At 45.4% G+C, this 22,236-nt stretch carries 24 protein-coding genes; 11 read left to right on the top strand and 13 right to left on the bottom strand.

What is annotated here, in order from left to right; translation table 11 throughout:
* Positions 1 to 31: 31 nt before the first annotated feature.
* The 8 genes from nusB to IRJ16_RS11470 all read left to right on the top strand — a co-directional run bounded on the left by nusB (position 32) and on the right by IRJ16_RS11470 (position 4,943).
* Positions 32 to 982 carry a transcription antitermination factor NusB gene (gene nusB, locus IRJ16_RS11505; RefSeq protein WP_194111730.1) on the top strand — a complete coding sequence of 317 codons (951 nt, stop codon included), beginning with the start codon at positions 32 to 34 and terminating at the stop codon, positions 980 to 982.
* 3 nt (positions 983 to 985) lie between these two features.
* Complete coding sequence (locus IRJ16_RS11500; protein ID WP_194111729.1) at positions 986 to 1,408, top strand: DUF1573 domain-containing protein; 423 nt, start codon at positions 986 to 988, stop codon at positions 1,406 to 1,408.
* A gap of 20 nt (positions 1,409 to 1,428) precedes the next feature.
* Positions 1,429 to 1,755, top strand: coding sequence for a preprotein translocase subunit YajC (gene yajC, locus IRJ16_RS11495; protein WP_194111728.1), 327 nt, complete (start codon positions 1,429 to 1,431; stop codon positions 1,753 to 1,755).
* An 83-nt stretch (positions 1,756 to 1,838) separates the two neighbouring features.
* Positions 1,839 to 2,783 (top strand): YbbR-like domain-containing protein, encoded by a 945-nt coding sequence (locus IRJ16_RS11490; protein ID WP_194111727.1) that lies wholly within the window; start codon positions 1,839 to 1,841, stop codon positions 2,781 to 2,783.
* Positions 2,784 to 3,377, top strand: a complete 594-nt coding sequence (gene coaE / locus IRJ16_RS11485) for a dephospho-CoA kinase (RefSeq protein WP_194111726.1) — start codon at positions 2,784 to 2,786, stop codon at positions 3,375 to 3,377.
* On the top strand, positions 3,374 to 4,312 hold the full coding sequence (locus IRJ16_RS11480) for an MBL fold metallo-hydrolase (protein ID WP_194111725.1): 939 nt from the start codon (positions 3,374 to 3,376) through the stop codon (positions 4,310 to 4,312). Before coaE ends, IRJ16_RS11480 begins: the two co-directional genes overlap by 4 nt.
* Positions 4,313 to 4,314: 2 nt before the next feature.
* The gene (locus IRJ16_RS11475; protein WP_194111724.1) at positions 4,315 to 4,482 is read left to right on the top strand and encodes a DUF5522 domain-containing protein; all 168 of its coding nucleotides are present in this window, start codon (positions 4,315 to 4,317) and stop codon (positions 4,480 to 4,482) included.
* An 11-nt stretch (positions 4,483 to 4,493) separates the two neighbouring features.
* Entirely contained in the window at positions 4,494 to 4,943 is a 450-nt protein-coding gene (locus tag IRJ16_RS11470) for a MarR family winged helix-turn-helix transcriptional regulator (RefSeq protein WP_194111723.1), read from the top strand.
* A gap of 89 nt (positions 4,944 to 5,032) precedes the next feature.
* On the opposite strand, the gene IRJ16_RS11465 is transcribed toward IRJ16_RS11470, so the two are convergent.
* Positions 5,033 to 5,755, bottom strand: coding sequence for a ZIP family metal transporter (locus tag IRJ16_RS11465; RefSeq protein WP_194111722.1), 723 nt, complete (start codon positions 5,753 to 5,755; stop codon positions 5,033 to 5,035).
* A complete protein-coding gene (locus tag IRJ16_RS11460; protein ID WP_194111721.1) occupies positions 5,756 to 6,331 on the bottom strand; it encodes a phosphatase PAP2 family protein in 576 nt (191 codons plus the stop codon).
* A gap of 286 nt (positions 6,332 to 6,617) precedes the next feature.
* Between IRJ16_RS11460 and glmM the strand changes: the two genes are divergently transcribed.
* Together glmM and IRJ16_RS11450 are read left to right on the top strand one after the other, a co-directional pair.
* On the top strand, positions 6,618 to 8,006 hold the full coding sequence (gene glmM, locus IRJ16_RS11455) for a phosphoglucosamine mutase (protein ID WP_194111720.1): 1,389 nt from the start codon (positions 6,618 to 6,620) through the stop codon (positions 8,004 to 8,006).
* Positions 8,007 to 8,223: 217 nt separating this feature from the next.
* Complete coding sequence (locus IRJ16_RS11450) at positions 8,224 to 9,360, top strand: cysteine desulfurase family protein (protein WP_194111719.1); 1,137 nt, start codon at positions 8,224 to 8,226, stop codon at positions 9,358 to 9,360.
* A gap of 81 nt (positions 9,361 to 9,441) precedes the next feature.
* Here IRJ16_RS11450 and IRJ16_RS11445 read toward each other — a convergent pair whose 3' ends face one another.
* The 7 genes from IRJ16_RS11445 to IRJ16_RS11415 all read right to left on the bottom strand — a co-directional run bounded on the left by IRJ16_RS11445 (position 9,442) and on the right by IRJ16_RS11415 (position 16,809).
* Positions 9,442 to 10,293 (bottom strand): hydroxymethylglutaryl-CoA lyase, encoded by an 852-nt coding sequence (locus IRJ16_RS11445; protein WP_194111718.1) that lies wholly within the window; start codon positions 10,291 to 10,293, stop codon positions 9,442 to 9,444.
* A 1-nt stretch (position 10,294) separates the two neighbouring features.
* The gene (locus IRJ16_RS11440) at positions 10,295 to 11,611 is read right to left on the bottom strand and encodes an NAD(P)/FAD-dependent oxidoreductase (protein WP_194111717.1); all 1,317 of its coding nucleotides are present in this window, start codon (positions 11,609 to 11,611) and stop codon (positions 10,295 to 10,297) included.
* A gap of 202 nt (positions 11,612 to 11,813) precedes the next feature.
* On the bottom strand, positions 11,814 to 14,783 hold the full coding sequence (gene secDF / locus IRJ16_RS11435; protein WP_194111716.1) for a protein translocase subunit SecDF: 2,970 nt from the start codon (positions 14,781 to 14,783) through the stop codon (positions 11,814 to 11,816).
* Positions 14,784 to 14,898: 115 nt separating this feature from the next.
* Positions 14,899 to 15,384 carry a dihydrofolate reductase gene (locus tag IRJ16_RS11430; RefSeq protein WP_194111715.1) on the bottom strand — a complete coding sequence of 162 codons (486 nt, stop codon included), beginning with the start codon at positions 15,382 to 15,384 and terminating at the stop codon, positions 14,899 to 14,901.
* Positions 15,381 to 15,758 (bottom strand): type II toxin-antitoxin system death-on-curing family toxin, encoded by a 378-nt coding sequence (locus IRJ16_RS11425; RefSeq protein ID WP_194111714.1) that lies wholly within the window; start codon positions 15,756 to 15,758, stop codon positions 15,381 to 15,383. Before IRJ16_RS11425 ends, IRJ16_RS11430 begins: the two co-directional genes overlap by 4 nt.
* Positions 15,755 to 15,940, bottom strand: coding sequence for a hypothetical protein (locus tag IRJ16_RS11420; protein WP_194111713.1), 186 nt, complete (start codon positions 15,938 to 15,940; stop codon positions 15,755 to 15,757). The genes IRJ16_RS11425 and IRJ16_RS11420 overlap by 4 nt, the downstream gene beginning before the upstream one ends.
* Positions 15,941 to 15,987: 47 nt before the next feature.
* Positions 15,988 to 16,809 carry a thymidylate synthase gene (locus IRJ16_RS11415; protein ID WP_194111712.1) on the bottom strand — a complete coding sequence of 274 codons (822 nt, stop codon included), beginning with the start codon at positions 16,807 to 16,809 and terminating at the stop codon, positions 15,988 to 15,990.
* A 178-nt stretch (positions 16,810 to 16,987) separates the two neighbouring features.
* Here IRJ16_RS11415 and ispE point away from each other — a divergent pair, with 178 nt between their 5' ends.
* Positions 16,988 to 17,791 carry a 4-(cytidine 5'-diphospho)-2-C-methyl-D-erythritol kinase gene (gene ispE / locus IRJ16_RS11410; RefSeq protein ID WP_194111711.1) on the top strand — a complete coding sequence of 268 codons (804 nt, stop codon included), beginning with the start codon at positions 16,988 to 16,990 and terminating at the stop codon, positions 17,789 to 17,791.
* Between the two features lie 154 nt (positions 17,792 to 17,945).
* On the opposite strand, the gene IRJ16_RS11405 is transcribed toward ispE, so the two are convergent.
* The 4 genes from IRJ16_RS11405 to tgt form a co-directional block, all read right to left on the bottom strand.
* Positions 17,946 to 18,257 carry a hypothetical protein gene (locus IRJ16_RS11405; RefSeq protein WP_194111710.1) on the bottom strand — a complete coding sequence of 104 codons (312 nt, stop codon included), beginning with the start codon at positions 18,255 to 18,257 and terminating at the stop codon, positions 17,946 to 17,948.
* A gap of 735 nt (positions 18,258 to 18,992) precedes the next feature.
* Entirely contained in the window at positions 18,993 to 19,895 is a 903-nt protein-coding gene (locus tag IRJ16_RS11400; protein ID WP_194111709.1) for a DMT family transporter, read from the bottom strand.
* Entirely contained in the window at positions 19,896 to 21,002 is a 1,107-nt protein-coding gene (locus tag IRJ16_RS11395) for an LptF/LptG family permease (RefSeq protein WP_194111708.1), read from the bottom strand.
* 1 nt (position 21,003) lies between these two features.
* The gene (tgt, locus tag IRJ16_RS11390) at positions 21,004 to 22,134 is read right to left on the bottom strand and encodes a tRNA guanosine(34) transglycosylase Tgt (RefSeq protein ID WP_194111707.1); all 1,131 of its coding nucleotides are present in this window, start codon (positions 22,132 to 22,134) and stop codon (positions 21,004 to 21,006) included.
* Positions 22,135 to 22,236: the final 102 nt, after the last annotated feature.

Raw genomic sequence — 22,236 nt, 5'->3', positions numbered from 1 at the left:
ATTCAAAGTTCCTTAAAAATTCGTTCTTACCATGTTAAACAGAAGGCACCTTAGGGTAAAAGTACTACAAGCGCTTTACGCGTATCATCAATCAGAAGATAAAGAAGTTAAGAACCACGAGAAGCAGCTTTTGCAAAGCATCGATAAAGTGTACGAGATGTACATCTGGATGCTGTCGCTGATCAACGAGGTGATCGACTATGCGGCAAATGATGCCGAAGAACGTGCCAACAAACATTTGCCTACAGCAGACGACCTGAAGCCCAACCTGAAGATCATGGAGAACAGGTTTATCAACTCCTTACACCACAATAAGGAATATAATCAGGCGGTTAAAAAATATAAGATATCATGGGATTTTGATCCGGAGCTTTCCCGCTCGCTGTTCATCATTCTGCGTAACTCTGAGGAGTACAAAGCTTATCTGGCTAAAACTGACGATACCATATCGTCTGATAAGGATATTATCAAATTCATCTTTAAGAAAGTTATCCTGAAATCGTCATTAGCCGAGCAGGTTTTCGAGGATAAATTCATTCACTGGCCGGTAGATAAAGATGTATTGCAGGCCTTGATCGCTAAAACCTTCAAAAACTTTGCTAACGATAACCCTGAGCAGAATAAACTGGCCGAGGTTACCGCTAACTGGACCGAGGACCGCGACTTTATCGTGGATCTGTTCGAGAAGGCCATCAAATTTGATAAGCCTTATCAGGAGATGATCAATACCAAAACCACCAACTGGGAGCCTGATCGTATTGCGATGATGGATACCTTGTTGATGAAGATGGGTATCACCGAATTCGTCAACTTTAATTCGGTACCGGTAAAGGTTACCATTAATGAATACCTGGAGATAGCCAAAGAATTCAGTACCCCTAAGAGTAATTCGTTCATAAACGGTATATTGGACAAAATTTTGGCCGACCTAAAGGCCGATAACAAGATCAAGAAAATTGGCAGAGGCTTAATTGAAGAATAAGATATGAAAAGAGTTTTTGTTGGCTTGCTGGCCATCAGTTTATTGGCCACAGCATGTAATAATGATAGCAAACAAACAACGGCGGCAACCACCGTTAACGCGGCCGAGGCGCCAAAATTCAAGTTCGATAACGAGGCTTATGATTTTGGTAAGATAATAAGCGGCGCGAAAGTTACGCACGAATTCAAGTTCACTAACGAGGGTAAAACACCTCTGGTGATCACCAATGCTATCGCTACTTGCGGTTGTACTGTGCCCGAGTGGCCGAAGGCACCTGTTAAACCGGGCGAAAGCGGCGTGATCAAATTAACATTTGATAGCGCTGCCAAAGTAGGTTTGCAGGATAAACAAGTGACCATTACCGCTAACACAGTGCCTGCTACTACGGTAGTGCACCTGATAGGCGAGGTATTAGAAAAGAAATAAGTTAATTTTTAAGATAACAAATGATAGCAACAGTTTTATTGGACGCCCCTGGTGGTTTAGGTAGTTTAGGAAGTATCGTACCGATGGTATTGATCATCATCGTGTTCTACTTTTTTATGATCCGTCCGCAGGTTAAAAAACAAAAAGACCAAAAAAAATTGGTTGAAGAGATAAAGATCGGCGATAAAGTAGTGACCACTGCCGGTATCCACGGCAAGGTGGCTACGGTTACCGATACCTACTTTTTAATTGAGGTTGATAACAACGTAAAGATCAAGTTTGACAAATCGGCCATATCGTTAGATGCCACCAAGGCATTGAACGACCCTGCCCCGGTTAAAAAATAATGATACTTTAAGCATAAAAAATGCCGCTCAATTTGTGTTTAATTGAGCGGCATTTTAATTTTAGGTAAACGTAAACATCCCACATGCCCATCATCAAACTATCGGCAATAGAGCGCAGGCGGTTTTCGGCCTTTGTGAGCTGCTTTGTTATAGCGGTGGTGGCCTGGGTACTGGTGACGCTGTCGGGTAGTTATAAATACACCATAAAGCAAGTGGTCAACTTTAAAAATGCCCCTCAGCGCAGGGCTTACCACTCGTTGCAGTCGGACACGGTAGATGTGACGATGATGGGCACCGGCTGGCAAATGCTTTTTTCGGGTTTGCAAGAGGGCCACAGTTTGATCAACATAGATCTGCACACTTTAGAGAACCGCGACTTTGTGGTGCTTAACAAACAATTAGAGCAGATAAACGCCACCAAAGACACGGTCAACTATGTGGTCAGCATAGATCCTGATACATTGTACTTTGATTTTACCAGTCGCACTAACAAACGGGTGCTGGTACATTTGGCAGGAGACATCAGTTATCAGCGCGGCTATTTTGCGTCGGATAAGATCTTGATGAAGCCTACTTATGTGAACATCAGCGGGTCGTCGGCACGTATTAAGGACATTCACGAATGGCCTACCGATTCGCTCAAGCTGACCGATCTTAACGAAAATTACAGCACACGAATAGCCCTAAAACCTGTAGCTGATGGTAGCCTGGTGATCTTCCCTAAACAGGTGGAGGTTAAGATCCCGGTAGATGAATACACCGAAAAGGTTTTAGAGGTACCCGTTAAATTGATGAATCAGCATTACGACAACGTGAAGGTATTCCCGCAAAAAGTTAAGGTGACCTTCACCGTGTCCCTGAAAAAATATGCCGAGACCAACGAAGAATTTTTCGACGCTAATGCCGACCTGGAACTTTGGCGCAGCAAGGGTTATTCATCCCTGCCGGTACGCCTTAACCGCATCCCATCATATTGCAAAATAGTGAGCGTTGAACCACGTAACATCGATTTTATCGTAAAAAAGTAAATGTTTAAAGTAGGCATCACTGGCAACATCGGTAGTGGTAAAACCACCGTCAGCAAAGTTTTCGAACTGTTAGGTATCCCGGTTTTTTATGCCGACGAGCATTCCAAACTGGTGATGGTGCAAGATCAGGAACTGATAGATGGCGTAAAAGCAGCGTTCGGTAGCGAAAGTTATTTTGATGATGGGACACTTAACCGCAAACACATTGCCGAGATCGTTTTTAACGACGCTGACGAGTTGGCTAAATTGAATGCTCTGGTACATCCTGCCACCTTCCGCGCTTTTGATCATTGGTTAACGCAGCAAGGCAATGTGCCCTACGTAATGAAAGAGGCCGCTATCCTTTTCGAAAGCGGGTCATATAAACTCTGCGACCGCTCGTTATTGGTATCAGCGCCGTTAGAATTGCGCATCCAACGCATCTTAAAACGCGATAATATTACCCGTGAACAGGCTGAGGCACGTGATGCCAAACAATTCAGCGAGGAAAAGAAAAAAGCCATGGCCGATGATCTGATCATCAATGACGATACCCAACTGGTCATCCCGCAGGTACTGGCCTTGCATCAACAATATTTAAAACTTTCTAAATGATCGTCGACGATCTGATATACTTTAACGGGACAGGTCTGTACTGCCCTTATGGCGACTTCTACCTGGATGCGCAACTACCTGTGCAAAATGCCGTGATATCTCATGCCCATGGTGATCACGCGGTCGGTAACCACATCAACATTTACTGTACTTCCGCCACGCACCAATTCATGGCGAGTCGCTATGGCAAAAATGCCGGTAAGGAATTTTATATCGCCTCGTATCATCAAAAGTTTACGATAGGGAAAGTTGATATCACGCTCATACCTGCCGGGCACATGCTGGGTTCGGCCCAGGTGCTGATGGAATACAAAAGCATCAAATACCTTTACACCGGCGATTATAAATTACAGCCCGATTCTTCTTGTGAGCCCTACGAGTTTGTTAAGGCTGATGTATTGATCACCGAAAGTACTTTTGCGAACCCGGAGACCAAACACCCCGATCCTGATCAGGAGATACTGAAACTGGCCGATGTCAAAATGAATATCATGCTGGGGGCGTATGCCTTGGGTAAAAGTCAGCGGTTGATACGGATGATCAATGATCTGGTGCCACGCAAAAAGATATTGGTGCATCATAAGGTGATGCCGCTTTGTCAGATCTATGAAAAGAACGGTTTCCCGCTGGGGAAATACGAGTTGTATAACCGTAAATCGATGAAGACGCAGGACGAGTTCGTTTACATCGTCCCGCCGTTCACGTTCGATAGTTATAGCCGCGCCACGGGAGTGAAGCGTTTATTTGCATCCGGCTGGAAGAATTTGCAGGTGAATGATCAGGATACACTGATGATATCAGATCATGTGGACTGGCAAGACATCCTTAACGTTATAGAACAAACCCGACCCCAACAGATCTGGACTCTACACGGCGATGGTAAGCATTTGGCAGCAAACTTTAGTAACACTATTTTTGTTAAAATGCTATCCTAAGGATGCAGGAAAACATCGACTACTACATCAATAAGGATGGAAATTTTGTTTTTACTAAGGAATATCATTTAAAAAGAGGATATTGCTGTAAAAATAAGTGCTTGCATTGCCCATGGGACTACGGCAAACCAAAGCAGGATGACCAAACCAATGATAAACAATTGCGGTAACCGTACGCACAATGGAAATAGATAAAGAGATCAAGATATCAAAGTTTGAGGATAACTATCACAAACTGACCGTCAACCTAACATACACTTCAGGTTGGCTGACCAACATCTCGCGCGAAAAATTTGAAGAATATAACCTGACAGGGCAGCAGTTCAATATCCTGCGTATCCTGCGTGGCCAATACCCGAACGCTTGCACGGTGAACCTGCTTAAAGAGCGTATGCTGGATAAAATGTCCGACGCATCCCGTATCGTCGATCGTCTCATCCAAAAAGGAATGGTATCTCGCTGCACCAACAAAGCCGACCGCCGTGCCGTAGATATCCGAATTAGCGAACACGGTTTGGAAACACTTTCAAAACTGGATAACGCTTTTAAACCTAAAGATTTTTTATCAGCCAATTTGACCGAGGAAGAAGCCGGGCAGTTGAGTGATCTGTTGGATAAGATGAGGGGGTGAAGCCCCGGCCCCCTAAAGGGGGAGCGATGTCGACGAGAGTATTTTATTTAGCCCGCAAAATTCTATTCCCCCTTCAGGGGGGTAGGGGGCTAAAGTTCTAAAAGGAACATGCTCAACGCTATCCCCATCCCCAACAACACCGCCACCATCTTCCGCATATTGAATTTATGATCCGCGCTCGATTCAAAGAGGATCACGGTAGAGATATGTAAAAAGATACCGATCACCACACCCATAATGCGGTTAAAATATTGCTGCAGATTGCCTATGCCGCCGGTACTGATGGCATTGCTGAAATAATAACCGGCAGGTGCCATAATGGCAAACAGGAAAAGAAAAAATATCGTCGAGCTTTTCTTTTGATTGCCTGATAGTAACACGCTACCCAAAGCAAAAGCCGCCGGGATGTGGTGCAAAGCGATACCGAATATCAATTCATTCTGCTGACCTTCGGCCAAGGGCATGCCCTCTAAAAAACCATGCAGACATAAGCTGATCATGATGCCTAAAGGAAATACCACCTTGTTTTCCGGGTGGGCATGGGCGTGGATATGGCCGTGTTCGATGCCGTCAGAAAATTGTTCTAACACGATCTGGAACAGGAAACCGATGAGGATGAACACACCAACCAGGTTATCGTTACCATGATAAGCATCCGGGATAAGGTGAAGCACCGTTATGCCGAACAGGTAAGCGCCGCTAAAGGACAGCACCAGCTTCAATTGTTTATGATTGCCCCCTTTAAATAAGAACACCGATATACCACCGCCAAAAGCGGCCAAGAAAAGAACAAGGATCTTCCAGAATGCCATTTAATACAGATCAGGGATGAATTTTTTTACCAACACCGCGCCAAACAAATACCCAACGATCGTGCCATAGATTGCGCCCGCCAAAATGTCAATAGGATAGTGTACGCCCACATACATTTGGGCCAAACAGACCGACGTGGCCCACAATATCGCCCAAAGCCATATCCAGCGCCAAAGCCGGGCAAAAACACAGATCAAAAATACAGATATGGCAAAGTGGTTGCTGGCGTGCGATGACGGGAAACTGAAGCCTGTGCCGCAATTAACACTTTCGACATGAACGATGGTAGTTGCCAATACCGGGTCATTGCAAGGGCGTACCCGCTTCACCAATGGTTTTATGATACTCGCACTACCAAAATCGGATAAGGCGAAGGTGGCTATCAGTAACAAGATCAAGATGATGCCTCGCTTTTTATATTGAGAAATACAAAAGATCAGGATGAAAGCATACACCGGGATCCAGAACGCAGGCTTCCGCAAATACGGCATCACCAGATCGAAGAACGAATTGGATAGCGTGTGGTTGAAGAAGTAGAAGAGCTCGCGATCGAGGTGTAATAAAAATTCGGGCATGCGATCTTGTAATGCGGCAAAGATACGAAAGTTCGGTTTGCGAAAATATTGGCGATGGTCATTGGTGTGCCATCAAAGTTTGTCGTCTTTCTCTAAATCCCTCCTTGGGGAGGGGCGGGTAAGCTTTGTGTTGAAATGGCAGGGAGGGGTTGGTCAGCTTTGCATCGTGGCTAACCCCTCCCTGCTCCCGCTCATCCCCACCGCACCCTTCCCCAAGGAGGGAATGAAAGATCATCGCCCGACTGAAAAATATTCTCTATTTTTACCGCCCTAAAGCATATATATTTTGACACTCATAAAATCGATATCAGGAATTCGCGGAACGATAGGCGGTGCTGTAGGCGACGGTTTGACGCCGCTGGATATTGTTAAATTCACTTCGGCTTATGGTAGCTGGGCGGTTAAACGTTCAGGTATTAAAAAGATCGTTGTAGGCAGGGATGCGCGTATCTCGGGATCTATGGTGAATAACCTGGTGGTCGGGACGTTGCAGGGCTTGGGTATCGACGTGATCGACCTTGGTCTGTCTACCACGCCAACCGTAGAGGTGGCTGTTCCTTTAGAGCAAGCTGGCGGTGGTATCATCCTTACCGCAAGCCATAATCCAAAACAATGGAATGCCCTAAAATTGCTTAATGCTGATGGCGAATTCATTAGTGATTCCGATGGTAAAGAAGTATTAGATATAGCTGAACGCAGTGATTTTATCTACGCTGATGTGAACGACTTAGGCACCGTTACGCAAGACGACAGCTACCTGCAAAAACACATCGACCAGATATTGGCCCTGCCATTGGTTGATGTGGACGCTATAGCTAAAGCCGATTTTAAGGTGGTGATAGATTGCGTTAACTCTACAGGTGGCATATTCGTTCCGGCTTTGTTGAAGGCATTGGGCGTGAATACCGTGCACGAGTTGTATTGCGAGCCGGATGGCAAGTTTCCGCATAACCCCGAGCCATTGCCTGAGAACTTGGTCGATCTATCGAAAGAGGTACTCAGCAAACGTGCTGATCTGGGCATTGCTGTGGACCCTGACGTAGACCGCCTTTGCTTCGTTTGCGAGGACGGTAACGTATTTGGCGAGGAATATACCTTGGTAGCTGTGGCCGACTATGTGTTGAAGAATATGCCGGGCGACACGGTATCTAACCTGTCATCTACCCGTGCCCTGCGCGACGTGACCGAAAAAGCAGGTGGCGAATATCATGCCGCCGCGGTAGGAGAGGTGAACGTAGTGAACCAGATGAAAGCCGTTAACGCCATCATCGGTGGCGAAGGTAATGGCGGGGTGATCTATCCTGAATTGCATTACGGCCGTGATGCTTTGGCCGGTATCGCCTTATTTTTGACGCATTTGGCTAAATTTGGCAAGTCGATATCCTTATTGAAAAGTACTTATCCTAACTACCATATCTCCAAAAACAAGATCACGCTGACACCTGAAATGGATATAGACGCGTTATTGTTGAAGGTGGAAGAGAAGTACAAAAGTCAGCCTTATACCACTATTGATGGTTTAAAGATAGAATTTGATAAAGAATGGGTACATTTGCGCAGGTCTAATACTGAGCCGATTATCAGAATTTATTCTGAAGCTGACTCGGAGGCCGTTGCAAATAACCTTGCCAATAAGATCATTAACGATATCAAGGAAATTCTAAAGCTCAGTTAAGGCTCGATGGATGATCGGAAATTGTGGCAGGAACTATAAAATTGTCTTAAATAAAAATTAAATATTAACAAGAGTTTTGGATGAGTAGATCGCATCCATTCATCCAAAACTCATTCATTCAAATTTAAAAATTCGGTTAGTCAGAAAGTCCGGACCGCAAATCCGAAGCGAATATGCTTAAGACCTATGGAATGCTAACTACAAACCCTTAGAAACCATGCGCGTTTACTTAGATAACGCTGCCACGACCCCGATGGATCCCGCAGTGTTAAAAGAAATTTACAAAGTGATGGAAAGCCACTTTGGTAATCCATCATCCATCCACGCGCACGGTCGCGAAGCCCGCTCGCTTTTAGAAAAAGCCCGTAAAACCGTAGCCAACTTGCTGCATACCTCGCCTGCCGAGATATTCTTCACCTCGGGCGGTACCGAAGCTGATAACACTGCCATCCGCTGCAGCATTATTGATCTCGGCCTAAAATTCGCTATCACCAGTAAGTTAGAGCACCATGCAGTATTGCATACGCTTGAGGCGATGCAAAAGTCCGGCTTGATCGATCTGAAATTTGTCGACGTTGACGATAAAGGCCGTATCAATCATGATCAGTTGGACGAAATGTTAGCAGGTCAGGGTCGTACTTTGGTATCATTAATGCATGCCAATAACGAATTAGGTACCCTAACCGACATTGAACGTGTAGGCGATATTTGCGAAAAATACGATGCCATCTTCCATTGCGATACCGTGCAGACCATGGGACACTACCCGCACGATCTGAGCAAATTGAAAGTTCATTTTGTAGCCTGTGCAGCCCACAAATTCCACGGACCAAAGGGTGTTGGCTTTTTGTACGTTAACCATAAAGTAAAGATCAAACCGATGATATACGGTGGCGCGCAAGAACGCAACATGCGTGGCGGTACCGAAAATATCTACGGCATTGTAGGCTTGGCTAAAGCTTTAGAGCTTTGCTACACCGAAATGGATATCCATAAAGACCACATCCAGGGCCTTAAATCGTACATGAAAAAGCAACTGGAGGATAGCATCCCCGGCATCCAATTCAACGGCGAGACCGATGAAGATAAAAGCTTATACACTGTACTAAATGTGTCCTTCCCTGAGATGGATATGGGCGATATGCTGCTGTTCAACCTGGATATTGCAGGTATATCAGCCTCAGGCGGTAGCGCTTGCAGCTCGGGCAGTAATATCGGCTCTCACGTGCTGACCGCTATCGGCGCAAGTCCGGATAGACCTTCAGTAAGGTTCTCTTTTTCTAAGTACACTACTAAAGAGGAGATAGATTACGCTGTGGCTAAGGTGAAGGACGTTTGCCTGGTGAACGCTTAGCCCCAGCCCCTAAAGGGGCTACAAAAACAGAAAAGCCATTTCGAGCGGTAGCAAGAAATGGCTTTTCTGTTTTAGGATATTTTACGCAAACACTTCACCAGCATAAGCCATCGCATTCGCGAAACGCTCCATGTCGACCCCTGTATCCAGTTTTCTTTCCTGAAGATATCCTAGGACGTTCTCGGTAGCGATGTTGCCTGTAAGCACATCTTTAGCCATCGGACAACCACCGTATCCTTTAATGGCACTATCAAATGAGCGGCAACCGGCTTGATAAGCGGCATCTATTTTATCATACCAGGTATCGGGAGTGGAGTGGAGATGTGCGCCAAAGGCGACATCATCATTGCTTTTTAGTTTGTTGAACACCTCGCTGATCTGTTGAGACGTAGCGATGCCGACCGTATCAGAAAGATAGATATCTCTTACGCCTGTCGCGCTGATCTTATTGGCCCAATGTTGCAGGATATCAATACTCCAGTCGTCGCCATAAGGGTTACCGAAGCCCATGGACAGGTAAACACGTAGTTTTTTACCCCTTTGCTCGCATAGGTTCTGTATCTTGTCTACGGTGATAAACGAGTCCTCGATGCTTGAGTTTGTATTACGCATTTGGAACGTCTCAGATATCGAGAACGGGAAGCCAAGGTAAGTGATGCCGTTATGCTGCACGGCTTCCTCAGCGCCTCTTAAATTGGCTATAATGGCCAATAGTTTGGATGAGGTAGCCGCGAGGTCAAGTTTGTCCAACACGGATGCCGTGTCTTGCATTTGGGGTATGGCTTTGGGCGATACAAAACTGCCGAAGTCCACCGTATCGAAACCGCATCTCAGGATGCGGTTGATGTATTCGGCCTTTACGTCGGTCGGCACAAAGTTGTGCAAGCCTTGCATGGCGTCTCGGGGGCATTCGGTCAGTCGTATCTTTTTCATTTTAAGATTCTGTATTCGGTAAGTTTTCGGCGTCTTTAGGGACGTCCTCGCGTACAAAGCGCCGTAGTATCAACCGGGTCCCACCGTTGTTGTTCACGTAGCTGCTTATCCAGTTCACAAATACTACAACTTTGTTGCGGAAACCTAATAAAGATATCAAGTGTACGAACATCCACACCAACCATGCAAAAAATCCCTGGAATTTGATCTTGCCCAGATCGGCCACGGCTTTGTTACGGCCGATAGTGGCTAATGAACCCTTATCGTTGTACTTGAATGGCTTTGTTGGCGCGCCGTTCATGATATTGATGATGTTCTTAGCTACCAAATCCCCTTGCTGGATAGCTACTTGCGCTACACCCGGGTGGCCTTTTGGCGTTTCCTCATCGATCACCGCGGCAACGTCCCCAATAGCAAAAACGTTGTCCAATCCAGCTATGCGACTGATATTATCGGTCTTGATCTTATTGCCACGTAATATCTCGGTCTCGGGCACACCCTTAGGCACTACACCCATTACACCGGCCGACCAGATCACGTTGCGGGTAATGATCGTGCGGCCATCCTCAAATTTGATCACCTCGCCATCGTAACTTTCTACCTTAACGTTCAGCAATACATCCACACCCATCTTTACCAAAAAATCTTTGGCTTTGGCAGATGCCTCGTCGGACATTGGTCCTAACACCTTGGGCAGAAAATCAACAAGATAAACCCGCATATCTTCGCGTTTCAATTCCGGATAGTCGCGGGCCAGAACGTGGTTCCTTAACTCGGCCAAAGCACCTGCCAGTTCCACACCGGTAGGGCCGGCGCCTACTAATACAAAGTTCAGATATGGTTCGCGGGCTTCTTTGCTTTTTTCCAGAACAGCCGACTCTAAGTTTTGCAGTATGAGGTAACGCAGATTCAAGGCCTCAGGAATACTTTTCATCGGCATGGCAAATTTCTCGATCTGCTTGTTGCCAAAGAAATTTGTGGTCGACCCGGTGGCAATCACCAAATAATCGTATTTGATATCGCCAATGGTGGTATCCAGAGTTTGGGCTTCGGTATCAACACCTGTAACCTCGGCTATACGGAAGCGGAAGTTTTTTTGATCGGAAAAATTCTTGCGGATAGAGAAGGCGATAGACTCAGCCTCTAAACTTCCTGTTGCTACCTGGTAAAGTAGGGGCTGGAATACGTGGTAATTATGCTTATCCAGCATCAACACGTCTACAGGTTGATCCTCTAAACCTTTGGCAACCCTAAGGCCACCAAAGCCTGCACCAATAATAACTACTAAGGGGAATTTTGTTTGGGTAGATGATTCCATTTTATTTAGCTAAGCTTATTACTAAAGGCATAAAGCCCAAAGCTTTAAAATGTGGTAAATTTTAATAATGCCGACCGTCGGCTTTTCAGCCGGGGGGGCTGCCTTAAGCTATCGGTCATCGACCAAAAGCTCATGCAAATATAGTAACAAAAAAGGCCCCAAATGTTCTTTGGGGCCTTACGATATTCTTAAAAATAAGTGTTTATTTCAGGTTCTTGTTGCCAAATTCCACAATGACCGGTGATGCCACACAAATTGATGAGTAAGTACCGAAGATAACACCGATAAGCAACGCGAACGAGAAGCCGCGCAATACGTCGCCACCGAAGATGAATAACACTACCAGTACAAAGATCACAGTTAATGCAGTAATGATAGTACGGCTTAAAGTGCTATTGATAGCCTGGTTGATAACGATCTTAGGGTCATCGGTCTTAGCATTGTTATGGGTCAGGTACTCGCGGATACGGTCGAATACAACCACGGTATCGTTAATAGAGTAACCGATAACGGTCAGGATAGCCGCGATGAATTTCTGGTCGATATCCAACGAGAACGGCATTACATCCTTAAATAAAGAGAAGAACGATAATACCAGCAATGAATCATGCACAGTAGCGACCATTGCACCTAAGCTGAACTGCCATTTGCGGAAACGGATCAAAATGTAAGCCGAGATCACAATAATGGCGAATAATACTGTCAGGATAGCCGAGGTCTTTAAGTCATTAGCGATAGTTGGACCTACTTTTTGCTGACCAATGATCTCGAACTTAGGGTTAACCTTAGCCAAAGCTTTACGCAGGTCTGCTTCAACTTTAGCGTCGGTAGACTGCGACTGATCTTCGATCAGGTAGTTGGTAGTAACGCGAATCTGGTCGTCGCCACCAAAGGTCTTCACCTCGTTGCCTTCGCCCATGTCTGTATTGATCGCATCACGAACGTCCTGAGTAGATATCGCTTTATCAAAACGCACCTCGTAAGTACGGCCACCCTGAAAATCTACACCATAGTTAAAACCCTGGGTGAACATCGATACCAGACCGGCGCCGATGAAAATAGCAGAGAATGTGTAAAACTTAAAGCGGTTCTTAACGAAACCGAAGTTAGCGTTCTTAAAAGTATGTGAACTCCAAGGGTTAGAGAATTTGATATCCCAACCTTTATCCAGCATATATTCAAATATCAATCTCGAGATCAGCAACGAACAGAATAATGAGGTAGTGATACCGATCATCAACGTAGTTGCGAAACCAAGGATAGGGCCCGAACCGAATGTGAACAAGATCAAACCGGTAAGGAAAGTACTGATGTTAGCATCCAGGATAGATGGTAAGGCGTGTTTGTAACCGTCAGATACAGCAACGCGTAAAGATTTGCCATGAGCCATCTCCTCGCGGACACGCTCATAAACCAATACGTTAGCATCCACCGCAATACCCAAGATCAAAATGATACCTGCTATACCATCGAGCGTTAATACCGCGCCTAAGCTGGTCAAAACACCCATCAGGAAGAATACGTTAACAATTACCGCAACAACGGCAACAGTACCCGCACGGTTGTAGTAAGCGACCATAAAGATCAACACTACAGCCAAACCTGCAATACTTGCAGCCAAACCGTGATTGATAGACTCCTGACCTAATGACGGACCAACCACTTCTTCAGACACGATACGTGCCGGAGCCGGTAAGCGGCCTGCTTTAAGGATGTTGGCTAAGTCTTTGGTCTCTTCCTGAGAGAAGTTACCAGTGATGTTAGAGTTACCGCCTGTGATCGCGTTCTCTACACGTGGTGCAGATACCACGTTATCGTCAAGCACGATCGCGATAGCTTTGTTATCGTTAGGGTCGGCAACGTTACCTGCCGCTTCGGCTGTAACACGGCCCCAGGTCTCGGCACCTTGCGAGTTCATGTTCATGATAACCTCGTAACCGCCGTTTTGCATATTGCTTTCGGCACGTGCATCGGTGATAGCCTCGCCGGTCAATACCGGACCATTACCTGCTCCTGATAATTTCAGGGCGTGTAATTCAAATACTTTGGTTTTACCTTCAGGCTTGTTGCTCCAAACCAATTTAAGGTTTTGTGGCAGGATAGCCTTAACTTCAGGTAAACGGAAGTAAGCAGCAACAGCGGCAGTATCTTTCTCTAGCGAGCGACCGATAGACCCAGGACCCGGATTTAATTGAACCTGACCGTTAGCATCGCGGAAGACCGATAATTGCAATTTAGAGAACAACGGGTTCTCAGTATCGCTTTTTAATTTTCCAGCAGCCGAAGTATCAGCGGCGGCACCTTTTTTAACTTTGCTCAACAACGAAGCTTTAGCAGAGTCGATAGTAGCAGAGTCAACTTTAGTTACCGCTGTTTTAGCAATAGTATCTTTTTTGCTTGCTTTGTCTTTTGCAGCTAACAGGGTATTAACGTTCACCATAAATTGGTAAACTTCTGTAGTGTTGTAAGTAGCGTAGAACTCCAACTTAGCCGAACCTTGTAACAGTTTACGCACACGCTCTTTGTCGGTAACACCAGGTAACTCCACCAGGATACGGTTAGTACCGGTCTGTAATTGGATGTTTGGCTGGGTTACACCGAATTTATCGATACGGGTACGTAGGATCTGAAAGGTTTGTGATACTGCAATGCCCGACTGCTCTTTCAGGAAAGAAGTAACATCGCCATTAGATGCGTTGAACTTGATGTGATCTTGATTTTCTTTAGTAGCGAAGATCGGGGCTAACTTACCGTTAGGGCTGATCTTTTTGTACTCGGCCATAAAGATGTCGACAAAGTTTGCAGGATCTGTTTTAGAGATCTGGCTTGCCGATGATAAAGCCTTGTTAAAATCCGCATCAGGATTTTTGTTAGATAATGCCTTGATCAGATCGGCTACGTCGATCTGCATAGTAACGTTCATACCGCCTTTAAGATCCAGACCTAAGGCCAGCTCTTTGTTTTTGCAGTATTGGTAGCTGTGGCCGAATAACGGATACACCGGCTTATCTGAAACTGAATCCAGGTATGCTTTTTCTTTTGCTTCGTTACCCTTAGCGTAAATTTCGGCGTTCTTCTCTACGTTTTTGGTTACCCACGTAAATGATAGCTGATACAAGCATGAAACAGCCAGCAGAACAGCGAAAAACTTAATAACCCCTTTGCCTTGCATTGTTAATTATAAATGTGTATGTATTAGTTTATAGCGTTTTTTAATAAGACGGCAAATCTAACAAAATTTTGTTAGGCTAAAATTTTAAATTAAAACAAATTAATGACAAAAAATGTTACCGCCGCTGCAGTGTAATGAAGGTGTATGGGATAGCATGTTTCTCGTCCACGCCATGTTCTTCGCGTTCGGTCCCGGTCCACTCGGTCATGTCTAACTCGGGGAAATAGGCATCCGCATCAAAATTTTGATGAACAATGGTCAGATAGATGCGGTCGGTCTTAGGCATGGCCAGTTTATAGATCTCGGCCCCGCCTACGATGAATACCTCGTCTTCGTTGGCACATAAGGCCAATGCTTCATCCACAGAGTTTACCACTTCGCATCCTTCGATCTGAACGCCTTGTTGACGGGTCACTACTATATTCCTCCGTTTAGGCAGAGGTTTACCAACCGAGTCGAATGTTTTGCGGCCCATGATCACCGTATGCCCGCTGGTAATGGTCCTAAAGTGTTTCAGGTCATTTGGCAAATGCCATAAAAGTTGATTGTCCTTGCCGATAGCGTTATTTTCAGCAATGGCTACGATAGCGCAGATGGTCATAATTTAGTTGTGTTCGCTTCGAGCCAGGTTTTGATCTCGTTATAGCGTATCTCGCCCATGCTTGCGGCGATGACGAAAGTATATTGCTCTTCCTCGCTTACCTCTACAGTTAGTTGATAGTCGGCTAATACCAATTGCATCAGACCGTAGGCCGTGCGCTTATTTCCATCTACAAATGGATGGTTGATAATGATGCTTTCAAGTATAGAAGCTGCTTTATCAATGCCGGTGGAGTAAAGCTCTTGTTGGTCGAATGTGGCGTATGGCCTTGCTAAGGCTGCTTCCAAACTTCTGGCATCTCTAATACCAGAGGCCCCTCCGAAACCTTCGATCAAAGTGTTATGAGTCGCTAACGCGATCTTGAGTGTTATCATTGAGCAAGGCGTTGCAATAATCCACTGTTTTTAGCAATTATCTTTTCCAGGTTACGTGCATACCTTGCCTCTTCAGCCTCATCATGGTCTTTTTTCAAAATATCCAAAGCTTCAGTTAATGCATGTTCAGATGCATCGCCCATCAATTTTTGTATTTCTGTTTTTAATTCAGCTGTTGACATAATATCAAAGTTACAAAACCGAAATGTTTAATACAAGTACTTAACCACTACACGGCTACTGCTCCCTTAATGTGCGGATGCGGATCATAGTTCTCCAAAGTAAAATCCTCAAATTTAAAATCGAAGATATCTTTCACGTCCGGGTTGATCTTCATCGTCGGTAGCGGGCGTGGTTCGCGGCTCAGTTGCAGGTTGGTTTGTTCGATGTGGTTATTATACAAATGCGCGTCGCCGAAGGTGTGGATAAAATCTCCGTAGTCCAGATCGCATACCTGGGCCATCATCATGGTCAGGAGTGCGTAGGATGCGATGTTGAACGGAACGCCTAAAAAGATATCCGCGCTACGCTGATAGAGTTGACAAGACAATTTACCGCGTGTCTCACCTTTGGCCGGGTTAGCAGGCTCAACATAAAATTGAAAAAGGCTATGGCAGGGTGGGAGGGCCATGTGCTCCACATCGCCCACGTTCCAGGCTGAAACCATGATGCGGCGCGAGTCGGGATTGGTCTTTAATGTTTTTACCACCTGACTGATCTGATCGATATGTCGGCCATCCGGCGTAGGCCACGACCGCCACTGGTAACCGTAAACCGGACCAAGGTTACCATCGGCATCGGCCCATTCGTCCCATATCTTAACGCCATTGTCTTTAAGATATTTGATATTGGTATCGCCGCTCAAAAACCAGATCAACTCGTGTATGATGGATTTCAAGTGCAGCTTTTTTGTCGTCACCAGCGGGAAGCCTTCTTTTAAGTTAAAGCGCATCTGGTAGCCGAACACGCTGATAGTGCCTGTTCCTGTACGATCGTGTTTTTGCGCGCCGTTCTCCAGTACATGGCGCATCAGGTCTAAATATTGTTTCATGTTTTTGTTAGTTCATAGTTCATGGATAATAGTTCATAGTGTTTTCAGGTCTTTTAAACCATGAACTATGAACCATCAACAATGAACTGCAAGCACCGCTTGCCACCACAAAGAAAAATGATCTATTTTTGGTATCCTACGGTTGTGAGTAAATCTACCGTATGTTGACAGAATTTTTATGATCCTTTTCCCGCACGCCAAGATCAATATCGGTTTAAATATCACCCGCCGCCGTCCCGACGGTTATCATGACCTGGAGACCATTTTTTATCCAATAAAAATTAACGACGCGTTGGAGGTAATACGTGCCGACGCAATGAGTTTCGACGCATCGGGTTTGGGTATCCCGGGTAAGGCCGAAGATAACCTTTGCCTGAAAGGTTACCAGCTTTTGGCTGCCGACTTTGACCTGCCGCCGGTCAGCATCCATCTGCACAAACACATTCCTATAGGGGCCGGTTTGGGTGGTGGGTCAGCTGATGCCGCTTTTTTTATCAAGGCGATAAATACAGAGTTATCTTTAGGATTGACCGCCGAGCAAATGCGAGGTTACGCCCGCCAATTGGGTGCAGATTGTGCCTTCTTCATTGACGGTGAACCAACCTACGCATTTGGTAAAGGAGACGAGTTTGAACCGGTGGAGCTGGACTTGTCGGGGTACCATCTGGTGCTGTTGATGCCGCCTGCTCATGTCTCAACCGCCGAGGCTTATCGGGGTGTGAAACCCAAGCCGTCGGAGGCTTCTTTAAAAGACCTTATTAAACTACCGGTGGGAGAGTGGAAGCATCATATCCGCAACGATTTTGAAGAACACATTTTTATCAGCCATCCTGTGATCCGCGGATTGAAAGCGGCACTCTATGAAGCCGGCGCATTGTATGCTTGCATGAGTGGGAGCGGAGCATCGGTGTTCGGGATATTTGACAGTCGCGCTGATCTGTCGCATCTGGAAAAAGATAACCAGGTTTTTTATGGGGTATGAGGTTAGGTGATTAGTGATCAGTTAATTGGTTAACCAGTGACCAGTAACAGGTCGAGACAAGTTATGAATCATACGGTTTAAGGATCTACGACCTACCGATAACTGATAGATCGATAAACTGATCACCGATAAACCGACCACCGGTCAACCGAGATCAATCCTCACTAATGTAATCCCTGTCTTCGTCGCTTAGTGTATTTCGTCTATCCCTGTATCCGGTATCAGCATCTCCGTTGTTTTTATCGTCGGCATCATAACCCTGCTGGTCGCCGAACTTTTTGATATTGGGTCTTCCCACCAGATAACCGATCACAAATGCTGCAATAGCAACCCACAACATCATCATCAATTTTGATGTGCGGATGGTAAAGAACAAAACTTCAAAATAAACCTGGTCGGCATTTTGCATAATAACTACCGTCAGTAAAATGGTGACAACGATCAGGAAGATGGTTTTTAATCTCATGGCCTTTTTGTGAGTTAAGTTTTTGCCTAATATCGGCAATAGATCTGGCTTATGAAAACGGATAGGAGAGGGGGAGCCTATTGTGTCGAGATGTCGAAATTGATAGCTCGATGAAAGATGTTACTTTTTCGGATGTCGATCCCGCTGTCGAAAAGTGATCAGATTTGGCATTTATAACTGCGGCCGGTTTTTAAAGCGTATTCCCGATCGCTAAAAACGACCAGGACAAAATCGATTTTGGATTTTTCGGGTGTTTGTCGTAGTATTGATACACCGATATCGCGCAATTTCCTCTTCGTGTTATTAAGTTTAAGTTTTAGCTTATATATTCTGTTTAATTATCTGATTATCAGTTTTAAATTTAGAAATATCGGAGCTTAATATTGATTTTGCTAATTTTTGTAGTTTTTTATCACTTTCTATCCGAATTTTATGTGAATTTTAATTTTAGATATTATCTTTAATAGACTGATTTTTAAATTTATATTTTAATTAATTTTATTTAAGTTGGGTAATTACATACGTGTATGACCAGTCGATAATTAGCTTTTAATGATGCTTTGTCCTAGTATTTAGAAAACTCAAATTCGGGACACTAAGGTAGCTGATAAATACGTCGAAAATTCTATGAAAAGGCCGGGCGTAACGGTCATAAAGTTACCGCTCCAACGTCGGCTGGTGCTGTCAAATGGTACAGGTGGATATGTGAAATACTCCCCTACCCCGCCAACCAAATTAGCGCGAACGATACTTTGAGATACGGGTTTGAGCAACCGGGAAAAGAAAAATTGTAGATAGGATAATGCACGCGCCGATCCAAAACCCGGCGGTAAGTTTGTCGCTTTCTCCGAAGAACATGAACGCCATCAGGATGCCATACACCGGCTCGAGGTTGGTGATGAGCGCCACCTTAAAGGCCGATATCTCACGCATTACAGACACCCCGGCAACGTAGGCCAACGATGTGCAGACCGTTCCGAGTATCATTAAATAGGCGATATCTTTGGTGTTCAAGATCATGTTCTGGTCGAATCCTGAGGTCGCCAAAAGGAAGATCGTTATCCAAACCAAGGCTCCTGCCATCTCGTAAAAAGCGATCACAGGAGGAGTGGTATGCTTGACTTCTTTGGAATTGATAATGGAAAATAGACTTGCAAAGGCGGCACTCAAGAGCCCGAAAATGATGCCCATAGTGTATTGGGTCTCGAATTTAAAAATGATCAGGATACCTGATATAATGAGTAATCCGGCAACGATCTCCAGCTTTGATATCTTCTTCTTATTGAACAGTGGTTCGAACACCGCGGCGAACAAAGTCATTGATGAAAGGCACACTAATGTCACCGCTACCGTCGACGATTTGATAGCCTGAAAGAATAATATCCAATGCCCGCCAACTAATGCACCGGTCAGGAAAAGTTTGATAAAAGTCGCCCTGCTCACCTTGATATCTACCCGCCCGATCTTGAAATAAAGGAACAAACTGACCAGTGCGATAAGCACCCGGTACCATACCAATTGCACCGCAGAGATGCTGATGAGGTGGCCCAGGATACTGGTAAAGCCCCAGATAAAAACCGTGAAATGCAGGATCAGGAGGTTTCTATTGAGGCTTGTTTTAATGTTATTTGAGGACATTTATTTAGGAGCTTTTCTGAGCAAATAAAGGCCTAATATGCCAAACAGCGTATTAGACATGAGTACCGTGAGAGCGGGAGGAACACCGCCTTTTATTGAAAAAACAAAGGCGAATTTATCCACTACAATGTAGGCAAAACACAAGAAAATACCGATACCCAACGGCAATCCAATGCCCCCTCGGACCTTTCGAGACGATATCGAAACGCCGATAAGGGTCAATACGAAAGTGGAGAACGGGTACACAAAACGCTTGTAGTATTCATACTTCATATCCAATAGAACGCCCGTTCCGCGCAATTCTTCTTTAATTATATCTTTACGAAGTTGGGTTGTCGATACGGCACTGTAGACGTTATCCCGCTTCACAAAATCGTTCGGTTTCATGTCCAGTAAGGTGTCTTTAATATTGCTGCTGGTAAAGAGTTTTTCTTTTAGTCCGTCCACATAACGTACCTCGTACGGGGGCTGTATCGACCATGTGTTTTTAACCGAATCGTACTTGATCAGTTGGGCTGTCAGCTTCTCTCTCATTTGGGTGCCGCCATCAAACTTTTCGAGGATAAAATCATAGCCCGTATGGGTCACCTCATCGTACCTTTCCATATACACAAAGGTGCGCTTATCCAACTGGATGTGCACTTGGCTTTTGGTTGGGTCATAGTCCTTAAAATAAAGGTTCTCGAAGCCGTTCTTGAGGCGGTTGGTATATGGGATCAGGTACACATTAGCCAGAAATGACACGATGAACACCACCATCGACGACACAAAATATGGCCATAAGAAGCGGTTAAAGCTGGCCTTACCACTTAGGATCGGCACGATCTCGGTCTGATTAGCCATCTTGGCGGTAAAGAAGATCACCGCTAAAAAGTTGATCAGCGGCGATAGCATGTTGAGGTAGAACGGTACAAAACCCGCATAATATTCAAAGATGATATCGTGCAGTGGGGCATTATTCTTCAGGAAATTATCCAGGCGTTCTGATATATCGAACACCACGGTGATCATCGAGAAAATAGCCAGCGTAAAGGCAAATGTGCCCAGGTATTTCTTAATGATATACCTGTCGATCGTCCCGAAATATCTCCGCAATAATGTTTTCATCTTATAATTTTTGGCCTAAGCGGCCTACCATTTGTTTCTTCCACTCGTAAAACTCGCCCGATATGATCTTTTCCCGCGCTGTGTTGACCAGCCACAGGTAAAAATGCAGGTTATGCAAGCTGGCTATCTGTGCGCCTAACATCTCGCCCGATGCGATCAGGTGGCGCAAATAAGCCTTGCTATGCTGCTGATCTACCCATAGGTCGCTCGATGCATCGATAGGAGAAAAGTCGTTCTTCCACTTCTCGTTGCGCATATTCATCACCCCATCCGCGGTGAACAACATGCCATTACGGGCATTACGGGTAGGCATCACACAGTCGAACATATCAATACCTAAAGCAATGTTCTCCAGTATATTTATCGGTGTGCCTACGCCCATCAAATAACGTGGTTTTTGCTCCGGTAATATATCACAGACAATTTCTGTCATCGCGTACATCTCTTCGGCCGGCTCGCCTACTGACAAGCCACCTATGGCATTTCCCTCACGTTCGAAAGAAGCGATCACTTCGGCCGACTTCATCCTAAGGTCCTTATATACCGAACCTTGCACAATAGGGAACAGCGTTTGATCATAGCCATACTTAGGCCCGGTACTATCGAACCTGTCGCAGCAGCGTTTTAGCCAGCGGTGGGTCATGTCCAGCGATCGGCGGGCGTAGTGGTAATCGCAAGGGTAGGGGGTACACTCATCAAAGGCCATAATGATATCCGCGCCAATGATGCGCTGCGTATCCATCACATTCTCAGGTGTGAACAGGTGCTTAGACCCATCAATATGCGAGCGGAAGGTCACACCCTCCTCCTTGATCTTGCGTACATCCGTAAGCGAGTAAACCTGGTAGCCACCGCTATCCGTCAAAATGGGTTTATCCCAACCGTTGAACTTGTGCAGACCGCCGGCCTGCTCAATGGTATTCAGTCCGGGGCGCAGGTATAGGTGGTAGGTATTACCCAAAATGATCTGGGCCTCGATATCCGCCATCAGCTCGCGCTGGTGGACGGCCTTTACCGTACCCGCCGTACCGACAGGCATAAAAATGGGGGTTTGGATAGTACCATGGTCGGTCTCTAAGGTACCGGCACGCGCTTTACTAAGCTTATCCTTTGCTGTAAGAGTAAATTTCATTATTCGGACCGCAAAATTAGCAAATAAGTTGGTATTAGTCATCGGGCTGAAGATCAGCCGGTAAGTAGCTGCAACCCGCTCACAACCGTTCATGTTCACGCG

Source organism: Mucilaginibacter myungsuensis (assembly GCF_015222005.1).
Taxonomy (GTDB): domain Bacteria; phylum Bacteroidota; class Bacteroidia; order Sphingobacteriales; family Sphingobacteriaceae; genus Mucilaginibacter; species Mucilaginibacter myungsuensis.
This window is presented reverse-complemented; position numbering and strand designations above follow the sequence as displayed.